The 21,554-nt window shown below is 72.1% G+C and carries 16 protein-coding genes; 11 read left to right on the forward strand and 5 right to left on the reverse strand.

Annotated features, from left to right (window positions below; all coding sequences use genetic code 11):
• Positions 1–81 precede the first annotated feature (81 nt).
• The 5 genes from FNV62_RS21705 (at position 82) to FNV62_RS21725 (ending at position 10,000) form a co-directional block, all read left to right on the forward strand.
• Positions 82–2,358: a bifunctional glycosyltransferase family 2 protein/CDP-glycerol:glycerophosphate glycerophosphotransferase gene (locus FNV62_RS21705; RefSeq protein WP_144315546.1), complete on the forward strand. Its 2,277-nt coding sequence runs from the start codon at positions 82–84 to the stop codon at positions 2,356–2,358.
• A 162-nt stretch (positions 2,359–2,520) separates the two neighbouring features.
• Positions 2,521–4,758, forward strand: a complete 2,238-nt coding sequence (locus FNV62_RS21710) for a bifunctional glycosyltransferase family 2 protein/CDP-glycerol:glycerophosphate glycerophosphotransferase (RefSeq protein ID WP_144315547.1) — start codon at positions 2,521–2,523, stop codon at positions 4,756–4,758.
• 1 nt (position 4,759) lies between these two features.
• Positions 4,760–6,982, forward strand: a complete 2,223-nt coding sequence (locus FNV62_RS21715) for a CDP-glycerol glycerophosphotransferase family protein (protein WP_143601828.1) — start codon at positions 4,760–4,762, stop codon at positions 6,980–6,982.
• Positions 6,979–8,349, forward strand: a complete 1,371-nt coding sequence (locus FNV62_RS21720) for a hypothetical protein (RefSeq protein WP_225900325.1) — start codon at positions 6,979–6,981, stop codon at positions 8,347–8,349. Before FNV62_RS21715 ends, FNV62_RS21720 begins: the two co-directional genes overlap by 4 nt.
• Before the next feature lie 46 nt (positions 8,350–8,395).
• A complete protein-coding gene (locus FNV62_RS21725; RefSeq protein WP_097284955.1) occupies positions 8,396–10,000 on the forward strand; it encodes a hypothetical protein in 1,605 nt (534 codons plus the stop codon).
• A gap of 129 nt (positions 10,001–10,129) precedes the next feature.
• Here the strand turns inward: FNV62_RS21725 and FNV62_RS21730 are convergent, their stop codons facing one another.
• The gene (locus FNV62_RS21730; RefSeq protein ID WP_054229732.1) at positions 10,130–10,543 is read right to left on the reverse strand and encodes an organic hydroperoxide resistance protein; all 414 of its coding nucleotides are present in this window, start codon (positions 10,541–10,543) and stop codon (positions 10,130–10,132) included.
• Positions 10,544–10,667: 124 nt separating this feature from the next.
• Here FNV62_RS21730 and FNV62_RS21735 point away from each other — a divergent pair, with 124 nt between their 5' ends.
• Entirely contained in the window at positions 10,668–11,183 is a 516-nt protein-coding gene (locus FNV62_RS21735) for a MarR family winged helix-turn-helix transcriptional regulator (RefSeq protein ID WP_054229617.1), read from the forward strand.
• Between the two features lie 53 nt (positions 11,184–11,236).
• On the opposite strand, the gene FNV62_RS21740 is transcribed toward FNV62_RS21735, so the two are convergent.
• A complete protein-coding gene (locus tag FNV62_RS21740) occupies positions 11,237–12,757 on the reverse strand; it encodes a glycosyltransferase family 39 protein (protein ID WP_205523159.1) in 1,521 nt (506 codons plus the stop codon).
• A gap of 108 nt (positions 12,758–12,865) precedes the next feature.
• On the opposite strand from FNV62_RS21740, the gene FNV62_RS21745 reads away from it, so the two are divergent.
• The 3 genes from FNV62_RS21745 to galE all read left to right on the forward strand — a co-directional run bounded on the left by FNV62_RS21745 (position 12,866) and on the right by galE (position 16,862).
• Entirely contained in the window at positions 12,866–14,152 is a 1,287-nt protein-coding gene (locus tag FNV62_RS21745; protein ID WP_097284957.1) for a glycosyltransferase 87 family protein, read from the forward strand.
• A 55-nt stretch (positions 14,153–14,207) separates the two neighbouring features.
• A complete protein-coding gene (locus FNV62_RS21750) occupies positions 14,208–15,803 on the forward strand; it encodes a glycosyltransferase family 2 protein (RefSeq protein WP_060897394.1) in 1,596 nt (531 codons plus the stop codon).
• Positions 15,804–15,881: 78 nt separating this feature from the next.
• Positions 15,882–16,862: a UDP-glucose 4-epimerase GalE gene (gene galE / locus FNV62_RS21755; RefSeq protein WP_143601829.1), complete on the forward strand. Its 981-nt coding sequence runs from the start codon at positions 15,882–15,884 to the stop codon at positions 16,860–16,862.
• A gap of 103 nt (positions 16,863–16,965) precedes the next feature.
• Here the strand turns inward: galE and FNV62_RS21760 are convergent, their stop codons facing one another.
• Positions 16,966–17,925 (reverse strand): oxidoreductase, encoded by a 960-nt coding sequence (locus tag FNV62_RS21760; protein ID WP_054229614.1) that lies wholly within the window; start codon positions 17,923–17,925, stop codon positions 16,966–16,968.
• A gap of 117 nt (positions 17,926–18,042) precedes the next feature.
• Between FNV62_RS21760 and FNV62_RS21765 the strand changes: the two genes are divergently transcribed.
• Both FNV62_RS21765 and FNV62_RS21770 read left to right on the forward strand, forming a co-directional pair.
• Entirely contained in the window at positions 18,043–18,657 is a 615-nt protein-coding gene (locus FNV62_RS21765) for a TetR/AcrR family transcriptional regulator (RefSeq protein ID WP_144315548.1), read from the forward strand.
• Positions 18,658–18,661: 4 nt separating this feature from the next.
• Positions 18,662–19,594, forward strand: a complete 933-nt coding sequence (locus tag FNV62_RS21770) for an ADP-ribosylglycohydrolase family protein (RefSeq protein WP_144315549.1) — start codon at positions 18,662–18,664, stop codon at positions 19,592–19,594.
• Positions 19,595–19,643: 49 nt separating this feature from the next.
• Here FNV62_RS21770 and FNV62_RS21775 read toward each other — a convergent pair whose 3' ends face one another.
• Positions 19,644–20,291, reverse strand: a complete 648-nt coding sequence (locus FNV62_RS21775; RefSeq protein WP_060897398.1) for a response regulator transcription factor — start codon at positions 20,289–20,291, stop codon at positions 19,644–19,646.
• Positions 20,292–20,316: 25 nt separating this feature from the next.
• The gene (locus tag FNV62_RS21780; protein ID WP_144315550.1) at positions 20,317–21,510 is read right to left on the reverse strand and encodes a sensor histidine kinase; all 1,194 of its coding nucleotides are present in this window, start codon (positions 21,508–21,510) and stop codon (positions 20,317–20,319) included.
• Positions 21,511–21,554 lie beyond the last annotated feature (44 nt).

Here is a 21,554-nt window from a genome sequence, read left to right on the forward strand (position 1 = left end):
CCGTATGCCACATCTGGCGTAACCAAGTCACCCCTTCGGCCGTTGCCGGGCAGTATGCCCGCGCCGACCCATGGATGTCCCTTGCCCAGGTTCAGTGTCATCGTCCCCGCGTACAAGGTTCAGGCGTACCTGCACGAATGCCTCGAATCCGTGCTGGAGCAGTCCTATCCGGACCTCGAACTGATCGCCGTCGACGACTGCTCGCCCGACGCCTGCGGTGCGATCATCGACGAGTTCGCCGCCCGTGACTCCCGGGTCCACCCCGTCCGCCTGCCGGGGAACGTGGGCCTCGGCCGCGCCCGCAACGCGGGGCTCGAACACGCCACCGGCGACTACCTGCTCTTCCTGGACGGCGACGACACCCTCACCCCGGACGCCCTGCGCGCGATCGCCGACCGGCTGAAGGAGACCTCCGAACCGGACGTCCTGGTCTACGACTACGCGCGCACCTACTGGAACGGGGACATCGTCCGCAACCACTTCGCGGAGCAGCTCAGCGAGCGGGGACACGCGCCCTTCCGGCTCGACGACCGGCCGGGGCTGCTCAGGGTCCTGATGGTGGTGTGGAACAAGGCGTACCGAAGGGAGTTCGTCCAGCGTGCGGGCCTCTCCTTCCCGCCCGGCTACTACGAGGACACCCCCTGGACCTACCCGGCGCTGATCTCCGCCGAGACGATCGCCACCCTCGACCGGGTCTGTGTGCACTACCGCCAGCGCCGTCAGGGCAACATCCTCGGCACCAGCAGCCGCAAGCACTTCGACATCTTCGAGCAGTACGACCGCGTCTTCGCGCATCTCGACGCCCACCCGGAGCTGGCGCGGTGGCGTCCGGTCCTGTTCCGCCGCATGGTCGACCACCTCTCCACGGTGTTCACCAAGCGGGGCCGGCTGCCGCGCGGCACCCGCGCCGAGTTCCTGCGCAAGGCCCGCACCCACTACCGCCGTTACCGCGCGCCGGGCGCCCCCGTCCGCCCCCGCACCCGCCTCCGGCACGCCCTGGTCCGGCTCGGCAACCACCGCACGTACCGACTGCTCGGCCTGGCCACGAGTACCCACAAGAAGGCGCTGCGCGGCGTCAAGGGACTGCTGCGCAAGGTCCGCGGCGGCGCCCTCCAGTTCCACTACCGCGTCCAGCTCCGCCTGCCGCTGCGCGCCGACCGCGCCGTCTTCTCCAGCTACTGGGGGCGCGGCCACGGCTGCAACCCGGGCGCTCTGGAGTCCGCGTTCCGCGAACTCGCCCCGCACATCCGTACGGCGTGGATCGCGCACCCCGAGTACCACCACACGATCCCGGCCTCGACGCGCCGTCTGCGGCCCGGTACGACGGCGTACTGGACGGCGCTCGCCCGCTCCAAGTACCTCGTCAACAACGTCAACTTCGACCGCCGGCTGGTCAAGCGCCCCGGCCAGATCATGATCCAGACCCAGCACGGCACCCCGCTCAAGTACATGGGCCTCGACCTCCAGGACCGCCCGGCGGCCGCCCGTGACACCGACTTCGCCGAGTTGCTGCGCAGCGTCGACAAGTGGGACTACTGCCTGTCGGGCAACCGCCACTCCACCCTGATCTGGGAGCGCGTCTTCCCCGCCGCGTACACGACGCTGGAGTACGGCCTCCCCCGCAACGACGTGTTCCAGCGGGCGACCTCGACGGACGTCACCCGGCTGCGGCAGTCCCTCGGCATCCCCGAGGGCACGGTCGCCATCCTGTACGCGCCGACCTACCGCGACTACCGCCGCACCCAGCGTCTCGCCCTCGACCTGGAGCGCGTCCTGCGCCGGCTCGGCCCCCGGTTCGTCGTCCTGACCCGCGCCCACCACTCGTACGCCGCCGCGCTGAGCAACCGCTCCGGGGCCCGGCTCATCGACGTCTCCGACCACCCGAGCATCGAGAACCTCTGCCTGGCCTCGGACGCGCTGGTCACCGACTACTCCTCCCTGATGTTCGACTACGCGGTCCTGGACCGGCCGATCGTGATCCACGCGGACGACTGGGAGGCGTACCAGGCCTCCCGGGGCACCTACTTCGACCTGCGGGACTTCCCGCCGGGCGCGGTCGCGCGCAGCGAGGACGAGCTGATCGACATCTTCGCGACCGGCCACTGGCGCGGCTCCCGCTCGACCCAGCTGCGGACCGCGTTCCGCGAGCGGTTCTGCCCGTACGAGGACGGGCGCGCCGCCGAGCGGGTCGTACGCCATGTCGTGCTGGGCGAGAGCGCCGGGCTGCCACGGGTACTGCCGCCCACGCAGCGCCACCCGGTCCCGTCGGCCGCCGCCCGTCCCCGGACCCCCCTGGCCACCGTGCCCGCGCCCGCGACCGCGCCCGGCACCCCCGTCCCCGTCGCCGAGATCCTCTGAACCGGAGCAGGCATGCCTTCCAGCCCCTCCCGGCCCACACCGACGAGACCCGTCACCTGGCGCCCCGCCGGGCGGCCCGGGCGCTGACACCGACCGGCACCCCGGCAGCAGCCCGAGAAGCAAGCAAAGAAGTAGCAGAGAAGTAAGCAGAGAAAGAGCAGAATGCCCCGCTTCAGCATCATCGTCCCCACTCATGGAGTCGCCGGGCGACTGGCCCTCGCACTGGACTCGGTTCTCGACCAGTCCTTCGGCGACTTCGAGCTGATCCCGGTCTGCGACGGGCCGGACTCCCCGGCGGGCGAGGTCGCCGCCGGGTACGCCGCGCGGGACTCCCGGGTGGCCCCGGTCCACTCACCGCCCGCGGACGGACTGAGCGGGGCGCGCAACACCGGGACCGGGGCGGCGAGCGGCACGTATCTGCTCTTCCTCGACGGCGACGACGTCCTGGTGCCGGGCGCCCTGGCCGCCCTGGACCGCACACTCCAGCAGGAGCCCGAGGAGGCGGACGTCCTCTACTTCGGACACGAACGCGTCCACTGGTGGGACGCCGAGACCAGCACACCGCCCCTCCCGAAGGCCCCGGAGGGGGTGTTCACCCCGGACCGGGCGCCGCGGCTGACCGGAGCGGGCCTTCCGGCGTGGAGCGCGGCCTACCGCCGGGCGTTCCTTCGGGAGCGGCGCCTCGCCTTCCCTTCGGGGCACTTCACGGATCTCGGCTGGGGCGGCCTGGTGACGGTCGCCGCCGGGCGGCTGGCGGTGCTGCGGCAGGTCGTCGTACGGCATCGTGTGCGGCGGCAGGGCAGCCTCCTGAACGCGCCGGGCGAGCACCAGTTCCAGCTTCTCGACCAGGTCGACCTGGTGCTGAGCCGGGCGGCCGAGGAGCAGCTGTCCGTGGAGCGGTCGCGGGCGCTGTTCGGTGACCTCTTCGCGGCGGTGCTGAAGTCGGCCGCCCATCCGAAGCGGCTTCCGCTGCACCGGCGCCGGGCCTTCTTCCGGCGTGCGGGCCGGCTCTACCGGCGCCACCGGCCCGCCGGGTTCCGGCCGCCGCCGGGCCGGATCGGGGTGCAGTACCGGCTCCTGGCGGCCGGGGCGTACAGCGCCTTCCGCGCGCTGCGCGGCGTCAGCCGACGGATGACGAGGGCGGGAATGGGGGTCCCCCCTGGTCGAGCGAAGTCGAGAGCTTGGGGGAAACTGCCGCGCCCCCGTCGGCTGAGCGCCCGCGCGCGGTACGCCGCGCAACTGCGCCTCCCCCTCGACGAGAACCTCGTCGTGTACTGCGCCTACTGGGGCCGCGGTTACGCCTGCAGCCCGGCCGCGATCCACGCCAAGGCCCTCGAACTCGCCCCGCATCTGCGCTCGGTGTTCCTGGTCGAGGCCGACGCGGTGGACCAGGTCCCGGACGGTGTCGACCACGCGGTGATCGGAAGCCCGCGCGCCTGGGAGGTGCTGGCCCGTGCCAAGTACCTGGTCAACAACGCCAATTTCGCGGACGATGTCGTCAAGCGGCCCGGCAGCGTGCATCTGCAGACCCAGCACGGCACGCCACTGAAGACGATGGGCGTCGACCAGTCGACGTATCCGATCGTGGCCGCCGCGACCGGCAGCTTCGCCAAGCTGCTGACCCGGATGGACCGCTGGGACTACAACCTCTCCTCCAACCGGCACTCCACCCAGATGTGGGAGCGAGCCTTCCCGGGCACGTACGAGACCCTGGAGTACGGCTATCCGCGCAACGACGTCTACTACACGGCGACCGCCGAGGACGTGGCCCGCGTCCGCGCCCGGCTGGGCGTCCCCGAGGGCAGGACCGCCCTCCTCTACGCGCCCACGCACCGCGACTACAGCACCGGCTTCGAGTCCCGGCTCGACCTGGAGGCCTTCTGCGAGGAGATCGGCGACGAGTTCGTCGTGCTGCTGCGCGCCCACTACTTCTACGACGAGGGCAGGCGCAGGGGCGGCGGCCGGATCATCGACGTGACCCGGCACCGGTCCTCGGAGGACGTCTGTCTGGCCGCCGACGCGCTGATCACGGACTACTCGTCGATCATGTTCGACTACGCCAACCTCGACCGCCCGATCGTCGTGTACGCGGACGACTGGGAGGTCTACCGGGAGACGCGGGGCGTCTACTTCGACCTGATGGAGGCACCGCCGGGCCCGGTGGTGCGCACCCCGGGGGAGCTCGCGGGGGCCTTCCGCGACCGCTCCTACGCGGACGACTCCTCGCGCGCCCTGCGGGCCGCGTTCCGTGAGCGCTTCTGCCAGTTCGACGACGGGCAGGCCGCCGAGCGGGTCGTCCGCAGAGTGCTGCTGGGCCGGCCGCCCGAGGCGATCCCGCCGGTGATCCCGCTCGCCGAGCGCCTTCCGGCCCCCGCCGCGTCCACCCTCGTAAGGAGCTGACGTGCCCCGCTTCAGCGTCATCGTCCCCGTCTTCAGGGTGCAGGGCTTTCTGCGCGAGTGCCTCGACTCGGTCCTGGACCAGTCGTACACCGACATCGAGGTGATCGCGGTCGACGACTGCTCACCGGACGGCTGCGGCGCGATCCTCGACGAGTACGCGGCCCGCGAACCGCGCCTGCGGGTGCTGCACCTGCCGCAGAACGTGGGCCTCGGCCGCGCCCGCAACGCCGGAATGCCGTACGCGACGGGGGACTACCTCCTCTTCCTCGACAGCGACGACACCCTCACGCCGGGCGCCCTGCGCGCCATGGCCGACCGCCTCGACGAGACGGCCGACCCCGATGTACTGGTCTTCGACTACGCGCGCACCTACTGGTGGGGAGGTACGCGCCGCAACGTCCTCGCGCAGGTGCTGGCCGAGGGTGGCGACGGCTGCTTCACGGCCGCCGAACACCCGGAGATCCTCGACCTGTTGATGGTCGCGTGGAACAAGGTCCACCGTCGCGCGTTCGTCGAGCGGGAGGGCTTCACCTTCCCGCCCGGCTACTACGAGGACACCCCCTGGACCTTTCCGGTCCTGCTCAGCGCGGAGCGGATCGCCACCCTGGACCGGATCTGCCTGAACTACCGGCAGCGCCGTCAGGGCAACATCCTGTCCACCACCAGCCGCAAGCACTTCGACATCCACGACCAGTACGAGCGCGTCTTCGCCTTCGTCGACTCCCGCCCGCGGCTGTCGAGCTGGCGCCCGTTCCTGCACCGCAAGATGGGCGAACACTGTCTGGACATCCTCGCCAAGCCGGACCGGCTGCCCGCGTCCGACAAGGGCGAGTTCTTCCGGCGTACGGCCGCCCTCTTCCGCAAGCACAAGGGCGGTGGCCCGGTGCCGCGCGAACTGCGCGTCCTCCAGGGCGGCTACGTGGCCTACCTCGCCCGGAGCCGGTCCGGCCGACTCGGCGCGGAACTCGGACGGCGCGGGCTCCAGGTGCGCAAGGTGGCGGCCACCCGGGTCAAGAGCGGCTGGTCCGCGGCGCACGAACACCGGCCGCTGGACCCCGACCTCGCGGTGTACTCGGCGTTCTCGCACCGCGGGGTGCTCGGCGACCCGGGCGCGATCTACCACGCGGCACGCGAACTCGCCCCGCACGTCCGGGGGGTGTGGGTGGTGCGCGAGGACCAGGTGCCGCTGCTGCCGCCCGGCGTCGAGTACGTCCTGCCGGACTCGCTCGGCTACCGCCGGGTCACCGCCCGCGCCACGTACCTCATCAACAACGTCAACTGGCCCGGCACCCTGGTCAAGCGCGCGGGCAGCGTCCATGTGCACACCCACCAGGGCACCCCGCTGAAGTACATGGGGGCCGACCTGCGCGACAAGCCCGGCGCCCGGCACGGCTTCGACGTGCCGCAGATGCTGCGCCGCGCCGACCGCTGGGACTACAGCCTGGTCGCCAACCGCCACTCCGAACTGGTCTGGGACCGCGCCTACCCCTGCCACTTCACCTCGCTGCGCACCGGCAGCCCCCGCAACGACGTCCTCGTAAGGGCCCGGCCCGAGGACGGTGCGGCGGTCCGCGCCCGCCTCGGCATCCCGGCCGACCACCGGGTGGTGCTGTACGCGCCGACGCGCCGCGACTACGTCCGCGGTGGCCTCGTCGACCGGATCGACCTCGCCCGGTTCGCCGACGACCTCGGCGAGGGCCACACCCTCCTGGTACGGCTGCACCCCTCGCTCACGGACGGCCCCTCGCGCGGGATGGGCCTGTCCGAACTGCACCGGCGCGGGGTCGTGCTCGACGCGACCGACGAGCCGCACGTCGAGGACCTGATGCTTGCCTCCGACGTGCTGGTCACGGACTACTCGGCCCTGATGTTCGACTACGCCAACCTGGACCGGCCGATCGTGATCCACGCGGACGACTGGGGCGCGTACGCCGCGAGCCGGGGCGCGTATTTCGACATCACGGCCGACGCGCCGGGCCATGTGGCCCACTCCTACCGGGAGCTGGCGTGGCTGTTCGCGTCCGGGTCCTGGCGGGACGAGGAGTCGGCGCGGCTGCGGGCCGGGTTCCGGGCGCGGTTCTGCGCGTTCGACGACGGGCGGGCGGCCGAGCGGGTGGTACGGACGCTGATGCTCGGCGAGCGTGTGGAGCACCCGGTGCCGGTTGCGGTCGTGCCCGCGCAGGCGGGACACGACGTCCTCACGTCGTCGCGAGCGCCCTCATGACCGTCGTCGGCCCGTTCATGAAGCGGCGCCCGCCCCGGTTCTGGGTGGTCGTCCTGGCCGCCGTCTTCGCCCTGCTCCAGCTCGCGAACGTCAGCGGCCGCGACACCCCCGACACCAAGAACTACCTCTCGTACGCCCTGAGTCTGCGGGGCACGAACAAGCACGAGGCGGCCGCGGCCACCATCGACTACGCCTGCGCCGGCCGGGCGTCCGTCGCGCGCCGCGACCAGAGCGTCGACGTCGTCCACTTCCGCGAGCCGAGCCCCGCCCGGCGGGTCGTCGAGGAGTGCCGCCGCGACCAGTGGGGGTGGGTGTCGAAACGGCTGAGCGCCGGGCAGACGGCGGGCCACACCGTGCCGTTCATACCGCCGCGCTTCATGCGGATCTTCGAGGCGCGCCCCGGCTACCCGGTCCTCCTGGTCCCCTTCATCACCGTCCTCGGCGTGAAGTGGGGCCTGTGGACGTCGAGCGTCCTCATCACGGTCGCCGGGGGCGTACTCGCCTTCCTGGTGCTGCGCACCCTGCGCGCCCCCACCGTCGCCGCCCTGACCGGACAGGCCCTCTTCTACGTCCTGCCGTGCGGCACGACCGCCATACGACCCACGACCGAGGGCCTGCTGCTGACCCTGACACTGGCGGCGCTGTGGGGCTGTGCACTCGCTCTGGAGGGCCGGACGCGGGCCGCGACCGCGCTGGTCGGCGGGTCCCTGGCCGCGCTCTTCGCCGTCAAGCACTCGCAGGCCCTGTTCCTCGGGCTGTGCCTGGCGGGCGCCTGCGCGGTGCTCGGCGTCCGGCGCGGCGGGCTACGGCAACCGCTGCGGAGGCTCGCACGACCGTTGCGGGAGGTGGGGGTGGTGGCGGCCTGCGGGGTCGCCGTCACCCTGCTCGCGGCAAAGGTACTGGGCTACCCGTCCGAGTCGGAGTCCCTCCAGGACCTGCTCACGGCCCACTTCTCCCGGCCCGACCGCAGCCGTCCGTGGTCGGATTTCCTCCACCTGGAGGTCAACTTCTGGGTGGAGTGGCTGCGTCGCGAGCTCTGGCAGCCGTTCTTCCCGACGGCCCTGCTGGCCGGGGCCTGGGGCGCGCTGCGGCAGCGTCCTGACTTCGGGGTGTTCCTGGTCGCGGGCGCGCTCACCGGCGTCCTCAACCAGGCCGGACACCCCGACATCAACATCTACGGCGACCGGCTGATCGTGCTGGCGTGGGTGCTGCCGGTGGTGGGACTTCCGCTGCTGCTGGAACAGGTCGTACGGCCGCGGGTGCGGGGGCTCGACACGGTGCCGGGCCCGCCTCGGAGGGACGCGGGGCCGAACACCGCGATGGACGCCGGGACGGGCGCCGGACTGGACGCCGGAGTCGCTCGATGAGGTGAAGTTCGGCAAAGCCCTGGGCCTCGATGGGCATATACGACAAATGACCCGAACAGCTCAGACCGAGGTCGGCCTCCCCGTCCGGCGGACCGCCCGTGGCGCGACCGCGTTGCGCGGCGGCACCCCCTGGCACCCCACGCCCTATCAGGTGTTCGGCGGGCTGTTCTGGCTGGTGCTGTGCCTCGCTTCCTGGCGGGTGCCGATGTGCTGCGACTTCGGCCAGCACGCGGCGGTCGTCGAGCGCCTCAAGGCGAACCTCCTGCATCCGGCCCATCCGACGGCGGACCTGCCGGGCGAGGGCAGCCCCTTCTACTCGCCGTACACCGTGGCCCAGGGCGCCTTCGCCCGGCTGACGGGCCTCGCGGGCTGGGAGGTGGTCCGCCTCTCGGCGCCGCTGAACCTGTGGGTGCTGCTGACGGGGATCGGCCGCTTCGTGCGCGTCCTGGCGCCCCGCCGCCCCTGGGCACCGGTGTGCGCGCTGCTCGCGATGGTGCTGCTGTGGGGCACCGAGCGGGCCTGGTCGAGCGGCTACCTCGGACTGATGTCGATGACGGGCAACCTCGGCTATCCGTCGACGTTCGCCATCGGACTCACCTTCTGGGCCTGGGCGCTCACGGGCACGCTCGCGGGAGGGATCGGCGGCCCGGTCCGGTACGTCGGCCCGAGCGGACTGCGGAGCCTGTCCGGGTACAAGGGGCTCGGCGTTCTCTACGGCCTGATCCTGCTCGTCCATCCGATCACCGCGTCGGCGGCGGCGCTCGGGGCGCTGGCGTTCGTGGCCGGGTGGCAGCGGGGATGGCGGGCGGCCGTGGTGGCCCGGTGGGCGGTCACGGGGGCGGCCGCGCTGATGGTCGCCCACCTCTGGCCGTACTTCGACGTCCTCACGCTGCCCGGGAACCACAGCATGGACGCCCTGCACCGGCGGCTGTACGAGGGGGTGCCCGGGCACTACTGGCTGGCGCTGATCGGGGTACCGGCACTGTGGCTGCGCGCGCGACGCTCCTGGCGGGACCCACTGGTGCTGATGTTCGCGCTGGACTGCCTGGCGGTGGCGTTCGGCTGGGTCAGCGGGCACTACACCTACGGCAGGATCCTGGGACTCGCGCTCGTGGCGCCGCAGTTCGCGCTCGCGATCGAGCTGGCGGCGGCGCGGCCGTGGCCGGTGTGGCGGCGGGCGCTGGGGATGGTGGCGGCCGTCGGCGCCTGCGTCGGCTTCGTCACGGTGCAGGCCGGTGCCGTCGTACCGCGTTCACTCGATCCGGTGAGATTCGACCAGCCGCCGCGCTGGCCCTCGTACGACTGGGCGGCGCGGCACATCAAGCCCGGCGAGGTGGTGATCGCCGACGGGTACTACGCCCCCCGTCTGATCCCGGGCTACGGCCCGAACCTGGCGGCGCCCGTGTGGCCGGACGCGGGACTGGACGAACGGGAGCGGGTGCGGCGGCTCGCGGCCGTCCGGGGATACCTCGACCCGGCGTCGACGCGGGCGCGGCGCTCCGCGGTGGTGCGGCGCTATCACGTGCGATGGCTGTTGCTGACGCGGTGGAGTCGGGTGCCGGAGGAGGCGACGGTGGTGGATTGGAGCCGGCGTACGGGCGAGGTCCTCGCGAGGGTCGCTCCGCGGAGTGGACAGAAAGGCCGCAGGTGATGCGCGGGGTGCGGGTCGTCCGTGGCCGGTCGGGCCCACGCGGCGGAGCCGCACATGGCACAGCCCCGCGCCCCGGACGGGGCGCGGGTACTGAGCGGCGTCACCACCTCTGGACCACTCGCTCCCGAACTACTCGATGACGAGCTCGACCGGGATGTTGCCGCGGGTGGCGTTGGAGTAGGGGCAGACCTGGTGGGCCTGCTCGACCAGCTTGCGGCCGGTGGCCTCGTCCACGGAGTCGGGGAGCTCGACGCGGAGCGTGACGGCCAGGCCGAAGCCCTCGCCCTGCTTGCCGATGCCGACCTCGCCGGTCACCGCGGCCTCGCTGACGTCGACCTTCGCGGCGCGGCCGACGAGGCCGAGGGCGCTGGCGAAACAGGCGGCGTAGCCGGCGGCGAACAGCTGCTCGGGGTTGGTGCCCTGGCCACTGCCACCCATCTCCACCGGGATGGCCAGCTGGAGGTCGAGCTTGCCGTCGGAGCTGACGGCGCGACCCTCGCGGCCGTGGGTGGCGGTGGCGACAGCGGTGTAGAGCGCGTCCATGGAGACCATCCCTCTCAAGTCAAGGTATTGCCGGGGCGGCCGGTCCGACCGCCTCACGGCCTCAATTAGAGCACGCAATTCAATTGCGCACAACTCAATGGCGGGCGAGAGCTATCCTGGAGTCATGACCGCCATGCCGACCCCGAGCACCCAGGCCCCGTCCGACGGGGACTACCTCCGTCTCGACCAGCAGATCTGCTTCTCCCTCAACGCCGCCTCGCGCGCCTTCGGGGGCGTGTACCGGGTGATCCTCAAGGACCTCGGGCTCACCTACCCCCAGTACCTGGTGATGCTGGTGCTGTGGGAGCACGGCGAGCTGCCCGTGAAGAAGGTCGGCGAGCATCTGCGGCTCGACTCCGGGACGCTGTCCCCGCTGCTCAAGCGGCTGGAGACGGCCGGTCTGGTGCGGCGGGAGCGCAGTGCGGTGGACGAGCGCTCCGTGCACGTCCATCTCACGGACGAGGGCACGGCCCTGCGCGAGCGCGCGCTGCGCGTGCCGCGCCGGATCGCCGCGGCGACGGGCGCGAACCTCGAGGAGATCCGGGAACTGCAGGCACGGCTCGACCGGCTCACGGCGGCGTTGGACGCGGCGGCGCTCGACCCCGCGGCCCTGGACGCGGCCGGCGCGGACGTCTCCTAGGGCCCGATCCGCCGGACAGGCCCTAGCGGTGGCGTACGTACACCGGACAGGCCCTAGCGGTGGCGTACGTACAGACGAAGGGTGACACCCCTGCGGACGATCTGCTCGCGCAGGGTGAATTCCCTGGCGAGTACGGCGCGTTTGGCCTCCTCGGTCGCGACCGAGGTGTCCGGATGCCAGTTCGGCCGGAACACGAACGGTTCACAGACGAGCCACACCCGGTCGAGCCGCTCGAGCCGGCTGCGCAGTTCGCGCGGGCCCACTTCCGTCCCGTACAGCGTCCCGGACGCCAGGGCGGACGTCTTCAGGGCGACGTCGCGCACCCCTCGGAAGCCCGCCGGATAGGCCAGCGCCGAGCGACGTGTGAGCGACGGCAGGTACAACACCGGATCGCCGGGCCGTAGTTCGCGACCGGCGGCGGCGGAGACGGCGGCGAGGTTGTCGGGACGGTGCGCGGGGTCGCGGTCCTTGCGGAGCAGGGGGAACTGGACGGCGAGGACGAGGGAGATGGCGAGGACACCGGCGAGGGCGACGAGGCGGGGAGCCGCGGCGCTCGGCAGCCGGGACACCCACCCGGTCAGCCGCTCCGCCCCCGCCGCGGCCAGCAGCGGCGCCCCCGCCAGCGCGTAGAGCACATACCGCTCGTCGTACAGCGGCCGGAAGCGGGAAACCGCGATCAGGACCGCCGGCGGGACCAGCAGCAGCGGCAGGGCGACCGACACGAGGTTCACCTCGCCGCGCCGCGGGAACGGGCGCCACAGGGCGAGTGCGATCAGGAACACGTAGGGCACGAACACCAGTTGGGCCTGGCTGAGGAACGCGTGCATCAGGTGGTCCACGCTCTTGCGGTTCGGCACCGCCAGCCATGCCACCTGCGCCGACTGCCGATGGGAGACAAGCGCGAGCGGCGCCAGGACGAGCAACGTGGCCCCCGCCGCGACGCCCCATCGCCACCACGCCCGCCACGGCATCCGTGTCAGCGCCAGGGTCGCCCCGTGCGCGAGCAGGAGGAATACGGCGAACTCGTGCAGCAGGCAGGTGACGGCGACGGTCACGCCGTACCCCCACCAGCCCCTGCCCCCGCGCAGGGCCCGCACGAGGAGCAGCGTCGCCGCCGTCGCCCCGGCCGCGACCAGGGCGTACGAGCGGCCCTCCTGGGCGAAGTGCCCGGTCAGGGGCGTGACCGCGTACAGCAGTCCCGCCCAGAGGCCGACGCGGGGGTTGCACAGACGGATCCCGAGGGCGGCGACGAGACCCGCGGTCGCGGCGGCGCCGACGACCGAGGGCAGGCGCAGAGCGACCTCGCCGGGGGCGGGAGCGAGGACGAGATGCATGAAGAGGTAGTACAGGCCGTGCACCGCGTCGACGTGGTGCAACAGATGCCAGATCTGCGGAACCGAGCGCCGCGCGACCTGGTAGGTGGCCGCCTCGTCACGCCACATGCCCCCACGGTCGAGCCTCCAGAGCCCGAGCGTGAGCATGACGAGCACGGGCAGGACCACAGCGACGACCCGCGCCACGGGCTCGGCCGAGACCTCCGGAGCCTCCTGACGGCCGGCTCCGGACCGTTTCATTAACACGCTTACCCCCATGTCCCATTTCTTACTATTATCTAACCTTCGTTAACTTTTGATGACGTATCAGTTCTCGTGAGGCATCCGAGAGCTTACGATCCGGGCTTGATGAGCGCTTACCTGAGCCCCCGAGGCCGATCCCGTCTGCTCCCCCTCGCCGCCGCCTGGGTGGCGACCCGCGCCCTGATGCTGTGGCTGCTCGCGCACGACAACCTCTCCGTGCTGGGCAGCGGCGGGGTCTCCCGCGAGGCGAGTCACCTCTACTTCCGCTGGTACGAGACCCTGTCGCACGGCACCTATCCGGTGGGCGACCGGCTGTGGCAGTACCCGCCGGGCGCGGGCCCCGTACTGCTCTCGCCCGGGCTGCTGCCGGGCCTGACGTACCTGCAGGCCTTCGTGGCCCTGACGCTCCTCGCGGACGCCGTGATCGTGCTGGCCCTGGCACGCGCGGGCAGCCGACCCGGCCGCAGCCTGCGCGGCGCGGCACTGTGGACGCTGGGCCTGCCGTTGCTGCTGCACATCCCGCTCGCCCGCTACGACGTACAGGTCACGGCGTTCGCCGTCGTCTCCCTGCTGGCACTGAAGCGCTCCCCGCGCGTGGGCGGCGCGTTCGCCGCGCTCGGCGCCCTGGTGAAGGTCTGGCCCGCGCTCGTCCTCATCGGCACGCCCCGGGGCCGTACGACCCGGGAGGCCTTGACGGCGGCGGCGCTCACGGCGGTCACCCTGCTCACCGTCCTCGCGACGGCCTTCAGCGACCCCTTCGACTTCCTGCGCCAGCAGGGCGGCCGGGGCGTGCAGATCGAGTCGCTCGGCGGCACGGTGCTCGGCTTCGCGCGCCACGCGGGCTGGCCGGGCAGCGTGCGCTACCAGTACGGCGCGATGGAGTTCGTGGGCCCCTACGTCCAGACCGTCGCGACCCTCTCGCTCGGCCTGACGGCCGTCTCCTTCGCGCTCCTGCTGCTGTGGCGGGTGCGCGCACGGCACTGGACGGCGGCGACCCCGTACGACGCCGCGCTCGCCGCCGTGCTGATGTTCACGGTGACGAGCCGCGTGATCAGCCCCCAGTACATGGTGTGGCTGCTCGGTCTGGCCGCCGTGTGCCTGACCTCGCGGCACACCACACAGCGCCCGGTGGCGGCGCTCGTCGTCGCGGCGACGGCGGTCAGCTCCGTGGCCTACCCTGCCCTGTACAGGGAGGTCATCGACAGCACCTGGACGGGCTGTTCGCTCATGCTCATCCGCAACGGTCTGCTGGCGACCGCGGCGGTGCTGTCCTTCACCCGGCTCTGGCACTCCGGACTTCCCGTGCTCGTAGTGGATCGGCCGAAAAACGACGCGCAGAAACGGAACCCACGCCCGCTTCCTGTCGTCTTCCGGACCGGACACGGACACTAAGTACCTCTTAACGGAAAATTACTGTCAAGCCCTACGATTTCGGCCCGTGGATCCAATGAAACCTCACCACTCGCAGGTCTGCGTCGTCGTCATCGGTTACAACGACGCCGACCACGTGACGGACGCGGTGCGTTCGGCACTCGCTCAGGGCCCGGCCGTCCTGGAGGTGCTCGCCGTCGACGACCGCTCGACCGACGGCAGCGCCGACCTCCTCGACCGCCTCGCCGCCGATGAGCCGCGCGTGAAGGTCATACGCCGCTCGGCGAACAGCGGCGGCTGCGGGAGCCCCCGCAACGACGGGATCGACGCGGCGAGCGCCCCGTACGTGATGTTCCTGGACAGCGACGACGTGCTGCCGCCGGGCGCCGTGGACGCGCTGCTCGAAGCGGCGCGGGAACAGCGCACCGAGGTCGCGGCGGGTCTGTGCGTACGCCGCGAACTCCCCTCGGGCCGCGAGGTCCCCTGGGAGCGCGACCTGTACGCGAAGCCCGCGCTGATCCCCCACCCGACGCAGCGGCCCCGTCTGGTCCACGACACGCTGTGCGTCAACAAGCTGTACCGAACCGACTTCCTTCGTGAACACGCGATCCGCTTCCCCGAGGGCCGTCACCCCTACGAGGACTTCGTGTTCACCGCGCGCGTGCTGGCCGCCGGGCCGCGCATCGCGCTGATCCCGGACACGGTGTACGTGTGGCATGTGCGGCGCGGCGCCCAGCAGTTGTCGATCTCGCTGGACCGCGCGGACATCGAGAACTGGCGCTCCCGCACCGAGGCGCACCACACGGCCTACGAGATCCTGCTCGGCGCCGGTGAGAAGCAGCTCGCCCGGGCCGTCAACGCCAAGTTCCTCGACCATGAACTGCGCATGTACGCCCGCGAGTTGGAGCTGCGCGACGCCGACTACCGGCAGGCCTGGTGGGAGCTCACGCGCACGTACCTGTCGACGTTCGACGCAAGCGACTTCACCGTCGACCCGACCGCCCCCGGCCGGCTGATCGCCCGTGTCGTGCTCGCCTCCGAAGAGCCCCGCGACCTGCCGCGCCTCAAGGAACTCGCCGCCCGCCCGGCCCGGTTGCGCCCGCCGTACGCCCGTGCCGCCGACGGCACGCCCGTCTGGTCGGACGCCCTCCCCCAGGTCACGCTGGACCACTATCTGCAACGCCCCGCGCACATGCTGCCCGCCGCGGTCGACGCGGAACTGTATCCCCATGCGCGTGCGGCACGGCTGCGGCTGCGCCTGCACGACCTGTACGGACGGCTCGCGGAGGCCGGTCCGGCCTCGGCGGACGTGGAGTTCACGCACCGGGACGAGGGCCGGATCGGGCTGAGCCTGCCGGTCGAGCTGACACCGGACGCGGACCGGGCCACCTGGTCGGGCGAGCTGCCGGTGGACCTGTCGGCGCTGGGCTCGGGCACCTGGGACCTGCGGCTGCGGGTCCACTACCGTGACGGTTCGAGCCGGGACGTCACCGCGCACGCGGTCGGCGGCGGGGGCCTGCTGCGCCGCCGCGCGGTCCCGAACCTGCGGTACGGCGTCCTGCTGGTGCAGCCGTACCGCACCCATGCGGGGGCGCTGGCGCTGCGTCTGGCGCCCGGACTGCGCGGGACGACCGACGTGGTTCGCCGTCGGCTCAAGCGCCTGCTTCACTGACGTCACACCGACACATCGATCTCACACCGAGCTCACACCGAGCCCAGACCGATCACACTCCCGAGGGGACGACCGTTCATGACCTGGCTGATCACCGGCGGCGCCGGCTACATCGGGGCGCACGTGGTGCGCGCGATGCGGGACGCGGGCGAGCAGGCCGTGGTCTACGACGACCTGTCCACGGGCATCGCCGAGCGGGTCCCCGCCGACGTACCGCTGGTGGTCGGCTCGACGCTGGACGCCGCACTGCTGGCCCGCACGATCGAGGAGCACGCGATCACGGGCGTGGTCCACCTCGCGGCGAAGAAGCAGGTCGGTGAGTCCGTCGACCTCCCGCTGCACTACTACCGCGAGAACGTCGAGGGCCTGCGGGTTCTCCTGGAGGCGGTGACGGCGACGTCCGTCGGCTCCTTCGTGTTCTCGTCCTCCGCCGCGGTCTACGGCATGCCGGACGTCAACCTGGTGACGGAGGAGACCCCCTGCGCACCCATGAGCCCGTACGGCGAGACGAAGCTGGCGGGCGAGTGGCTGGTCCGTGCCACGGGCCGCGCCACGGGCCTGTCGACGGCGTCGCTGCGCTACTTCAACGTGGCGGGGGCGGCGACCCCCGAACTCGCCGACGTCGGTGTCTTCAACCTCGTCCCCATGGTCTTCGAGAAGCTCACGGAGGACGCGCCGCCGCGCATCTTCGGTGACGACTACCCGACGCCCGACGGGACGTGTGTCCGGGACTACATCCACGTGGTGGACCTGGCGGAGGCCCACGTGGCCGCGGCTCGCGCCCTCGAGGCCTCGCCCGGGCGGGACCTGACTCTCAACATCGGACGCGGGGAAGGCGTTTCCGTCCGCGAGATGATCGACAAGATCAACGCGATCACCGGCTACGACCGTCCCGCGGTGACCACACCGCGCCGCCCCGGCGACCCGGCGCGCGTCGTCGCCTCCGCCGACCGCATCGCGGTGGAACTGGGCTGGAAGGCGAAGTACGACGTCCAGGACATGATCACGTCGGCATGGGCCGGGTGGGTGCGGCTGCACCCCGGCGCGGCGCGCTCGTAGCGCCGGCGGGCCCAGGCCCCGTCGACCCAGGCCTCTGCCGACCCAGGCCCCGTCGGTAGAGGCCTTGTCAGCCTTGCCCGGTGTCCTGTGCGGCGGGCCGGACCTAGACGGAGACGGTCTGCGGGGTCCCGCTCTGGCTCTGCTCGGATTCCAGCCGGGGAAAGGTGACGCCGGTCAGTTCCTCGGAGGCCGCCCACAGGCGGACCGCGGACACCGGGTCGCTGGCCGCGGCCGAGCGCCCGACCAGTGTCGGCGCGCCGCGCATCTCGCCGAACCCGTCGGGTCCCACATAGCTGGCGCCGGGCAGGTCCTGCGTCGCGGCGTACAGCGTGGGCAGGGCGCCGGCCTTGTTGTCCTGGGCGACGAACCGGTTGCCCACCGCCATCAGTGTGCGCCGCAGCACGCTGGCGTCCCGGCTCTGGAGACCGGTGGCGGCCCAGCCGGGGTGCGCGGCGAGGGCCCGTACGGACGAACCCGCGGCGGCCAGCCGGCTCTGGAGCTCCAGGGTGAACAGCAGATTGGCGAGCTTGGACTGGCTGTAGGCGACGACGGGCGAGTACTCGCCGGTCAGGTTCAGGTTCTCGAAGTGGATGCGCGGGGTGCCGGGCATCTTGTGCGCCCCCGACGACACGGTGACCACCCGGTCGGTGAGGTGCGGCAGCAGCAGGTTCGTCAGGGCGAAGTGCCCCAGGTGGTTGGTCCCGAACTGCATCTCGAAGCCGTCCTTCGTGCCGGCCTCGGGGATGTTCATGACGCCCGCGTTGTTGATCAGCAGATCGAGCTCGCCCCGCCAGGACGCGGCGAACTCGCGCACGGACGCGAGGTCCGCGAGGTCCAGTCGGCGCACCTCGACGCTTCCGTTGACGGTGCGGGCGGCGGCCTCTCCGCGCTCAGGGTCCCGCACGGCGAGGACGACATGGGCGCCGGCCCGGGCGAGGGCGTCGACGGTGGCGATGCCGAGCCCGCTGTTGGCGCCGGTGACCACGGCCGTACGGCCGCGCTGGTCACCGATGTCGCTCGCGTTCCACTTGCTGTTCCGGTCAGCCGAGTGCTTGGTAGCCATGCCCTGAATGTAGACGCCGACAACAATGATGTCAACGACAACAATGATGACGATGCCAACAAAGCTGACAGCGCCAACAATGTAGTCGCCGGTTACATACCGGATAGACTGTCGGGCATGCAGACCCGCCCTCGCCGCTACCACCATGGAGACCTGCGCGCCGCACTGCTGACCCGCGCCGAGGAAACCCTCGCGGAGAAGGGCCCCGGCGCCCTGTCCCTGCGCGAACTGGCCCGCGACCTGGGTGTCAGCCACGCGGCCCCGAGCCGGCACTTCAAGGACAAGCAGGCCCTGCTGGACGCGCTGGCCCTGGCCGGCTTCGAACGGCTCCTGGCCACCCTGACCGCGTCGCAGGACACCGCGGGCGAGTCCTTCGCCGACCGGCTCGGCGCCCTGGCCCACACCTACGTGGGCTTCGCCACCGCCAACGCGGAACTCCTCGACCTCATGTTCGCCGTCAAGCACGACCCGGAGGCGTCCGAGGCCCTGGTCAAGGCCTCCCAAAGCATGGGGGGCCTGGCCGCGGAACTCATCACGGACGCCCAGCTCCGGGGCGAGGTCCGCGAAGGCCCCTTGGAAGCCATCGCCATCCCCATCTTCAGCACCCTCAACGGCTTCGCGCGGCTCGCGGTCAGCGTCACCCTGCCCAGCGCGACCCTGGACCGGGACCTGGAACACGTCATCGCCCACACCCTCCGCGGCTGCGCCCCCGACTCCCCCGCACCGCGCTGACCCCATGCCCCGCCCTCAGGAACGCGCCGTCGGCACCGTTCTCGGCTCCGCCGTGGGAGACGCCCTCGGCGCGCCCTTCGAGTTCGGGCCCGAGGGAGCGTTCTCGGCCCGCTTCCCCGCCGCCGGGCAGGGCGGGGAGATGTGCGGAGGAGGCGGCTGGGACCCGGGCGAGGCGACCGACGACACCCAGATGGCGGTGCTGGTCGGCGAGTCCCTGACGGACCACGACGCCCTCGAACTCCCCGACATCTTCGGCAGATTCCGCCGCTGGGCCGCCGCCGACCCCAAGGACATCGGCCTGCAGACCGAGGCCGTGCTCACCGGCGAGGACCCCTGGGACCTCGCCGCGGCCCTGCACTTCCAGGTCAGCCAACGGGCGGCCGGGAACGGGGCGTTGATGCGGGCGGCCACGTCCGCCGTGTACTTCGCGCGGCAGGGGCGGGACGCCACCATGGAGGCCGGCCGCCGCATCGCCGCGCTCACCCACGGCGACCGCGCGGCGTGGGAAGGCACCGCGATCTTCCACGAGTTGATCCGGGTCGCGCTCGACGGCGGCGATCCGGTCACCGCCGTACCGGACGTCCTGGAGGCCGTGCATCCCGACCATCGGGCTCGGTACGCCGTCGTTCTCGCCGACGCCTGGCACCCCGATGAAGCCACAGAGTTCAACGGGGCGGTGTGGCCCTGTCTCGGGTCCGCCCTGTGGGCGGTGCGGAGCACGGGCTCGTACGAGGACGCCGTACGGGCCGCCGTCGATCTCGGCGGCGACACGGACACCGTCGCCGCCGTCACGGGTGGGCTGGCCGGAGCCGTCTACGGGGTGGGCGGGATTCCGGAGCCGTGGGTGGCGGCGCTGCACGTGCCGTTGCCGGGGTTCGGCGGGCGGGTGGTGAGGGCGGCCGAACTCGTCGGCCTGGCCCGGCGGCTGGCGGGGTGAGGGCCGGCCGTCGGGAGCCGACGCGTACCCGGTGTGTACCGGGTACGGCTCACGAGTCCCTGTTGAGGTACGCCAGTACCGCGAGCACCCGGCGGTGGCCGCTGTCGCTCGGCGGCAGGCCCAGCTTCAGGAAGACGTTGCCGATGTGCTTGCTGACGGCGCGTTCCGTGACGACCAGCGTCTTGGCGATGGTCGTGTTGTCGCGGCCTTCGGCCATCAGCTTCAGGACCTCGCGCTCGCGGGGCGTGAGCGTGTCGAGCGGGTCGTCACGGCGCCGGGTGAGGAGCTCGGTGACGACCTCGGGGTCAAGAGCCGTACCGCCCGTCGCGACCCGGTCGAGCGCGTCGAGGAACTCGTCGACCCGGCCCACCCGGTCCTTGAGCAGATAGCCGACCCCGCTCGCACCACCGCCGAGCAGCTCGGCGGCGTACGACTCCTCGACGTACTGGGAGAGCACGAGCACCGGCAGGCCGGGCATCTCCTTGCGTGCCTCCAGGGCCGCGCGCAGGCCCTCGTCACGGAAGCCCGGCGGCATCCGGACGTCGAGCACGGCGACGTCCGGCCGGTGCTCGAGGAGGGCGGGCAGCACCTCGGGGCCGCTGCCCGCGACGGCCACGACCTCGTGCCCGGCGGAGGTCAGCAGCAGCACCATCCCCTCCCGCAGGAGGGCGTTGTCCTCGGCGATCACCACACGCACGGCGGCCTCGTCTCCACTGTCCCGGTCACCACACGCACGGCAGCTCCACCTCGATCACGGTCGGCCCCCCGACGGGGCTGGTCAACAGCAGGGTCCCGTCGAGCGCAGCCACGCGTCGCTGCATACCGAGCAGCCCGGAGCCACCCCCTTCTCCCCCGGAGCCGAGAGCCTGGGGGGTGCCCCCGGCTCCACCCTGTCCCTCGTCGGCGACCCGGACGCTCAGCCCGCCCCGGTTGCGCACCAGCCGCACCTCGGCGCGCTCGGATCCGCTGTGCTTGGCCGCGTTCGTCAGCGACTCGGCGACCACGAAGTACGCCGCCGCCTCGACCGCCGCCGGGGCCCGGGACCCGCTCTGGGCCCCGTCCTCCAGACCGTCCACGACGACGGTGACGTCCAGCCCACTGCTCGCGGCGAGCGCCCGTACGGCGCCGGCCAGTCCCCGGTCGGTGAGGATCGGCGGGTGGATGCCGCGGACGACGTGGCGCAGCTCGGTCAGCGCCTCCTCGGCCTGGCTCTGCGCGTCCTCGAGAAGTTTGAGCGCGGTCTCCGGGTCGCGTTCGTAGGCCCGTTTGGCGATACCGATGCGCATCGACAGGGAGACCAGCCGGGCCTGGGTGCCGTCGTGCAGGTCGCGCTCGATGCGACGCAGTTCGGCGCCGTGCGCGGCGATCGCACCGGCCCGGGTCTCGGTCAGCTCCTCGATCCGGACGGCGAGCAGCGCCTCCGGGGAGGGCTTGAGCAGGGCGGTGGACCAGGCGGCGTCGAGGTCCGCGAGCCGGCCGATCAGCGGCAGGACGAGCGGGGAACGGCCGAGCAGCCCCTGTCGTACGCCGTCGACGGGCAGGCCCAGCAGCCACAGCGGAGCGGTGAGCAGTCCGAGGAAGCCGTAGACGTAGTGGCAGATCATCCAGCGGAAGTCGCCGAGCGTGCCGGGGCCGCGGACCGCCGTGCGCAGTCGCCGGCGCAGCGGGCCCTCGATGGGCTGGTAGGCCTCGGGGATCACCTTGCCCGTCCACTGGGCCACCAGGTTCCGCTTGGCCCCGGCGATCCGCCGGATCAGCAGCACCGTCTCGGGCAGCAGCCCGGCGCCGACGACCGCGAGCGTCAGCGTGGCCGTGATCAGCAGCACGGTGATGAAGATGATCGTGCCGAAGGCCAGCGCGGCGGACATGACGAGGCCGGCCGTGGCCCGCGCCGCCTGCCGCACCGTCTCTCGCATGGCCACAGGTTAGGCGAACGGCAGCCCCGGCGGGCGGACGGGTG

Origin of the sequence: Streptomyces sp. RLB3-17 (assembly GCF_007113425.2) — a bacterium.
Taxonomy (GTDB): Bacteria; Actinomycetota; Actinomycetes; order Streptomycetales; family Streptomycetaceae; genus Streptomyces; species Streptomyces mirabilis_D.

What these genes read in the sequence shown, in the direction of transcription:
- FNV62_RS21745 (WP_097284957.1), top strand. Translation starts at nt 12,866, where the DNA reads ATGAGCGCTTACCTGAGCCCCCGAGGCCGATCCCGTCTGCTCCCCCTC.
- FNV62_RS21735 (WP_054229617.1), top strand. Translation starts at nt 10,668, where the DNA reads ATGACCGCCATGCCGACCCCGAGCACCCAGGCCCCGTCCGACGGGGAC.
- FNV62_RS21765 (WP_144315548.1), top strand. Translation starts at nt 18,043, where the DNA reads ATGCAGACCCGCCCTCGCCGCTACCACCATGGAGACCTGCGCGCCGCA.
- FNV62_RS21750 (WP_060897394.1), top strand. Translation starts at nt 14,208, where the DNA reads ATGAAACCTCACCACTCGCAGGTCTGCGTCGTCGTCATCGGTTACAAC.
- FNV62_RS21770 (WP_144315549.1), top strand. Translation starts at nt 18,662, where the DNA reads ATGCCCCGCCCTCAGGAACGCGCCGTCGGCACCGTTCTCGGCTCCGCC.
- FNV62_RS21720 (WP_225900325.1), top strand. Translation starts at nt 6,979, where the DNA reads ATGACCGTCGTCGGCCCGTTCATGAAGCGGCGCCCGCCCCGGTTCTGG.
- FNV62_RS21760 (WP_054229614.1), bottom strand. Translation starts at nt 17,925, where the DNA reads ATGGCTACCAAGCACTCGGCTGACCGGAACAGCAAGTGGAACGCGAGC.
- galE (WP_143601829.1), top strand. Translation starts at nt 15,882, where the DNA reads ATGACCTGGCTGATCACCGGCGGCGCCGGCTACATCGGGGCGCACGTG.
- FNV62_RS21730 (WP_054229732.1), bottom strand. Translation starts at nt 10,543, where the DNA reads ATGGACGCGCTCTACACCGCTGTCGCCACCGCCACCCACGGCCGCGAG.
- FNV62_RS21740 (WP_205523159.1), bottom strand. Translation starts at nt 12,757, where the DNA reads ATGAAACGGTCCGGAGCCGGCCGTCAGGAGGCTCCGGAGGTCTCGGCC.
- FNV62_RS21725 (WP_097284955.1), top strand. Translation starts at nt 8,396, where the DNA reads ATGACCCGAACAGCTCAGACCGAGGTCGGCCTCCCCGTCCGGCGGACC.
- FNV62_RS21780 (WP_144315550.1), bottom strand. Translation starts at nt 21,510, where the DNA reads ATGCGAGAGACGGTGCGGCAGGCGGCGCGGGCCACGGCCGGCCTCGTC.
- FNV62_RS21710 (WP_144315547.1), top strand. Translation starts at nt 2,521, where the DNA reads ATGCCCCGCTTCAGCATCATCGTCCCCACTCATGGAGTCGCCGGGCGA.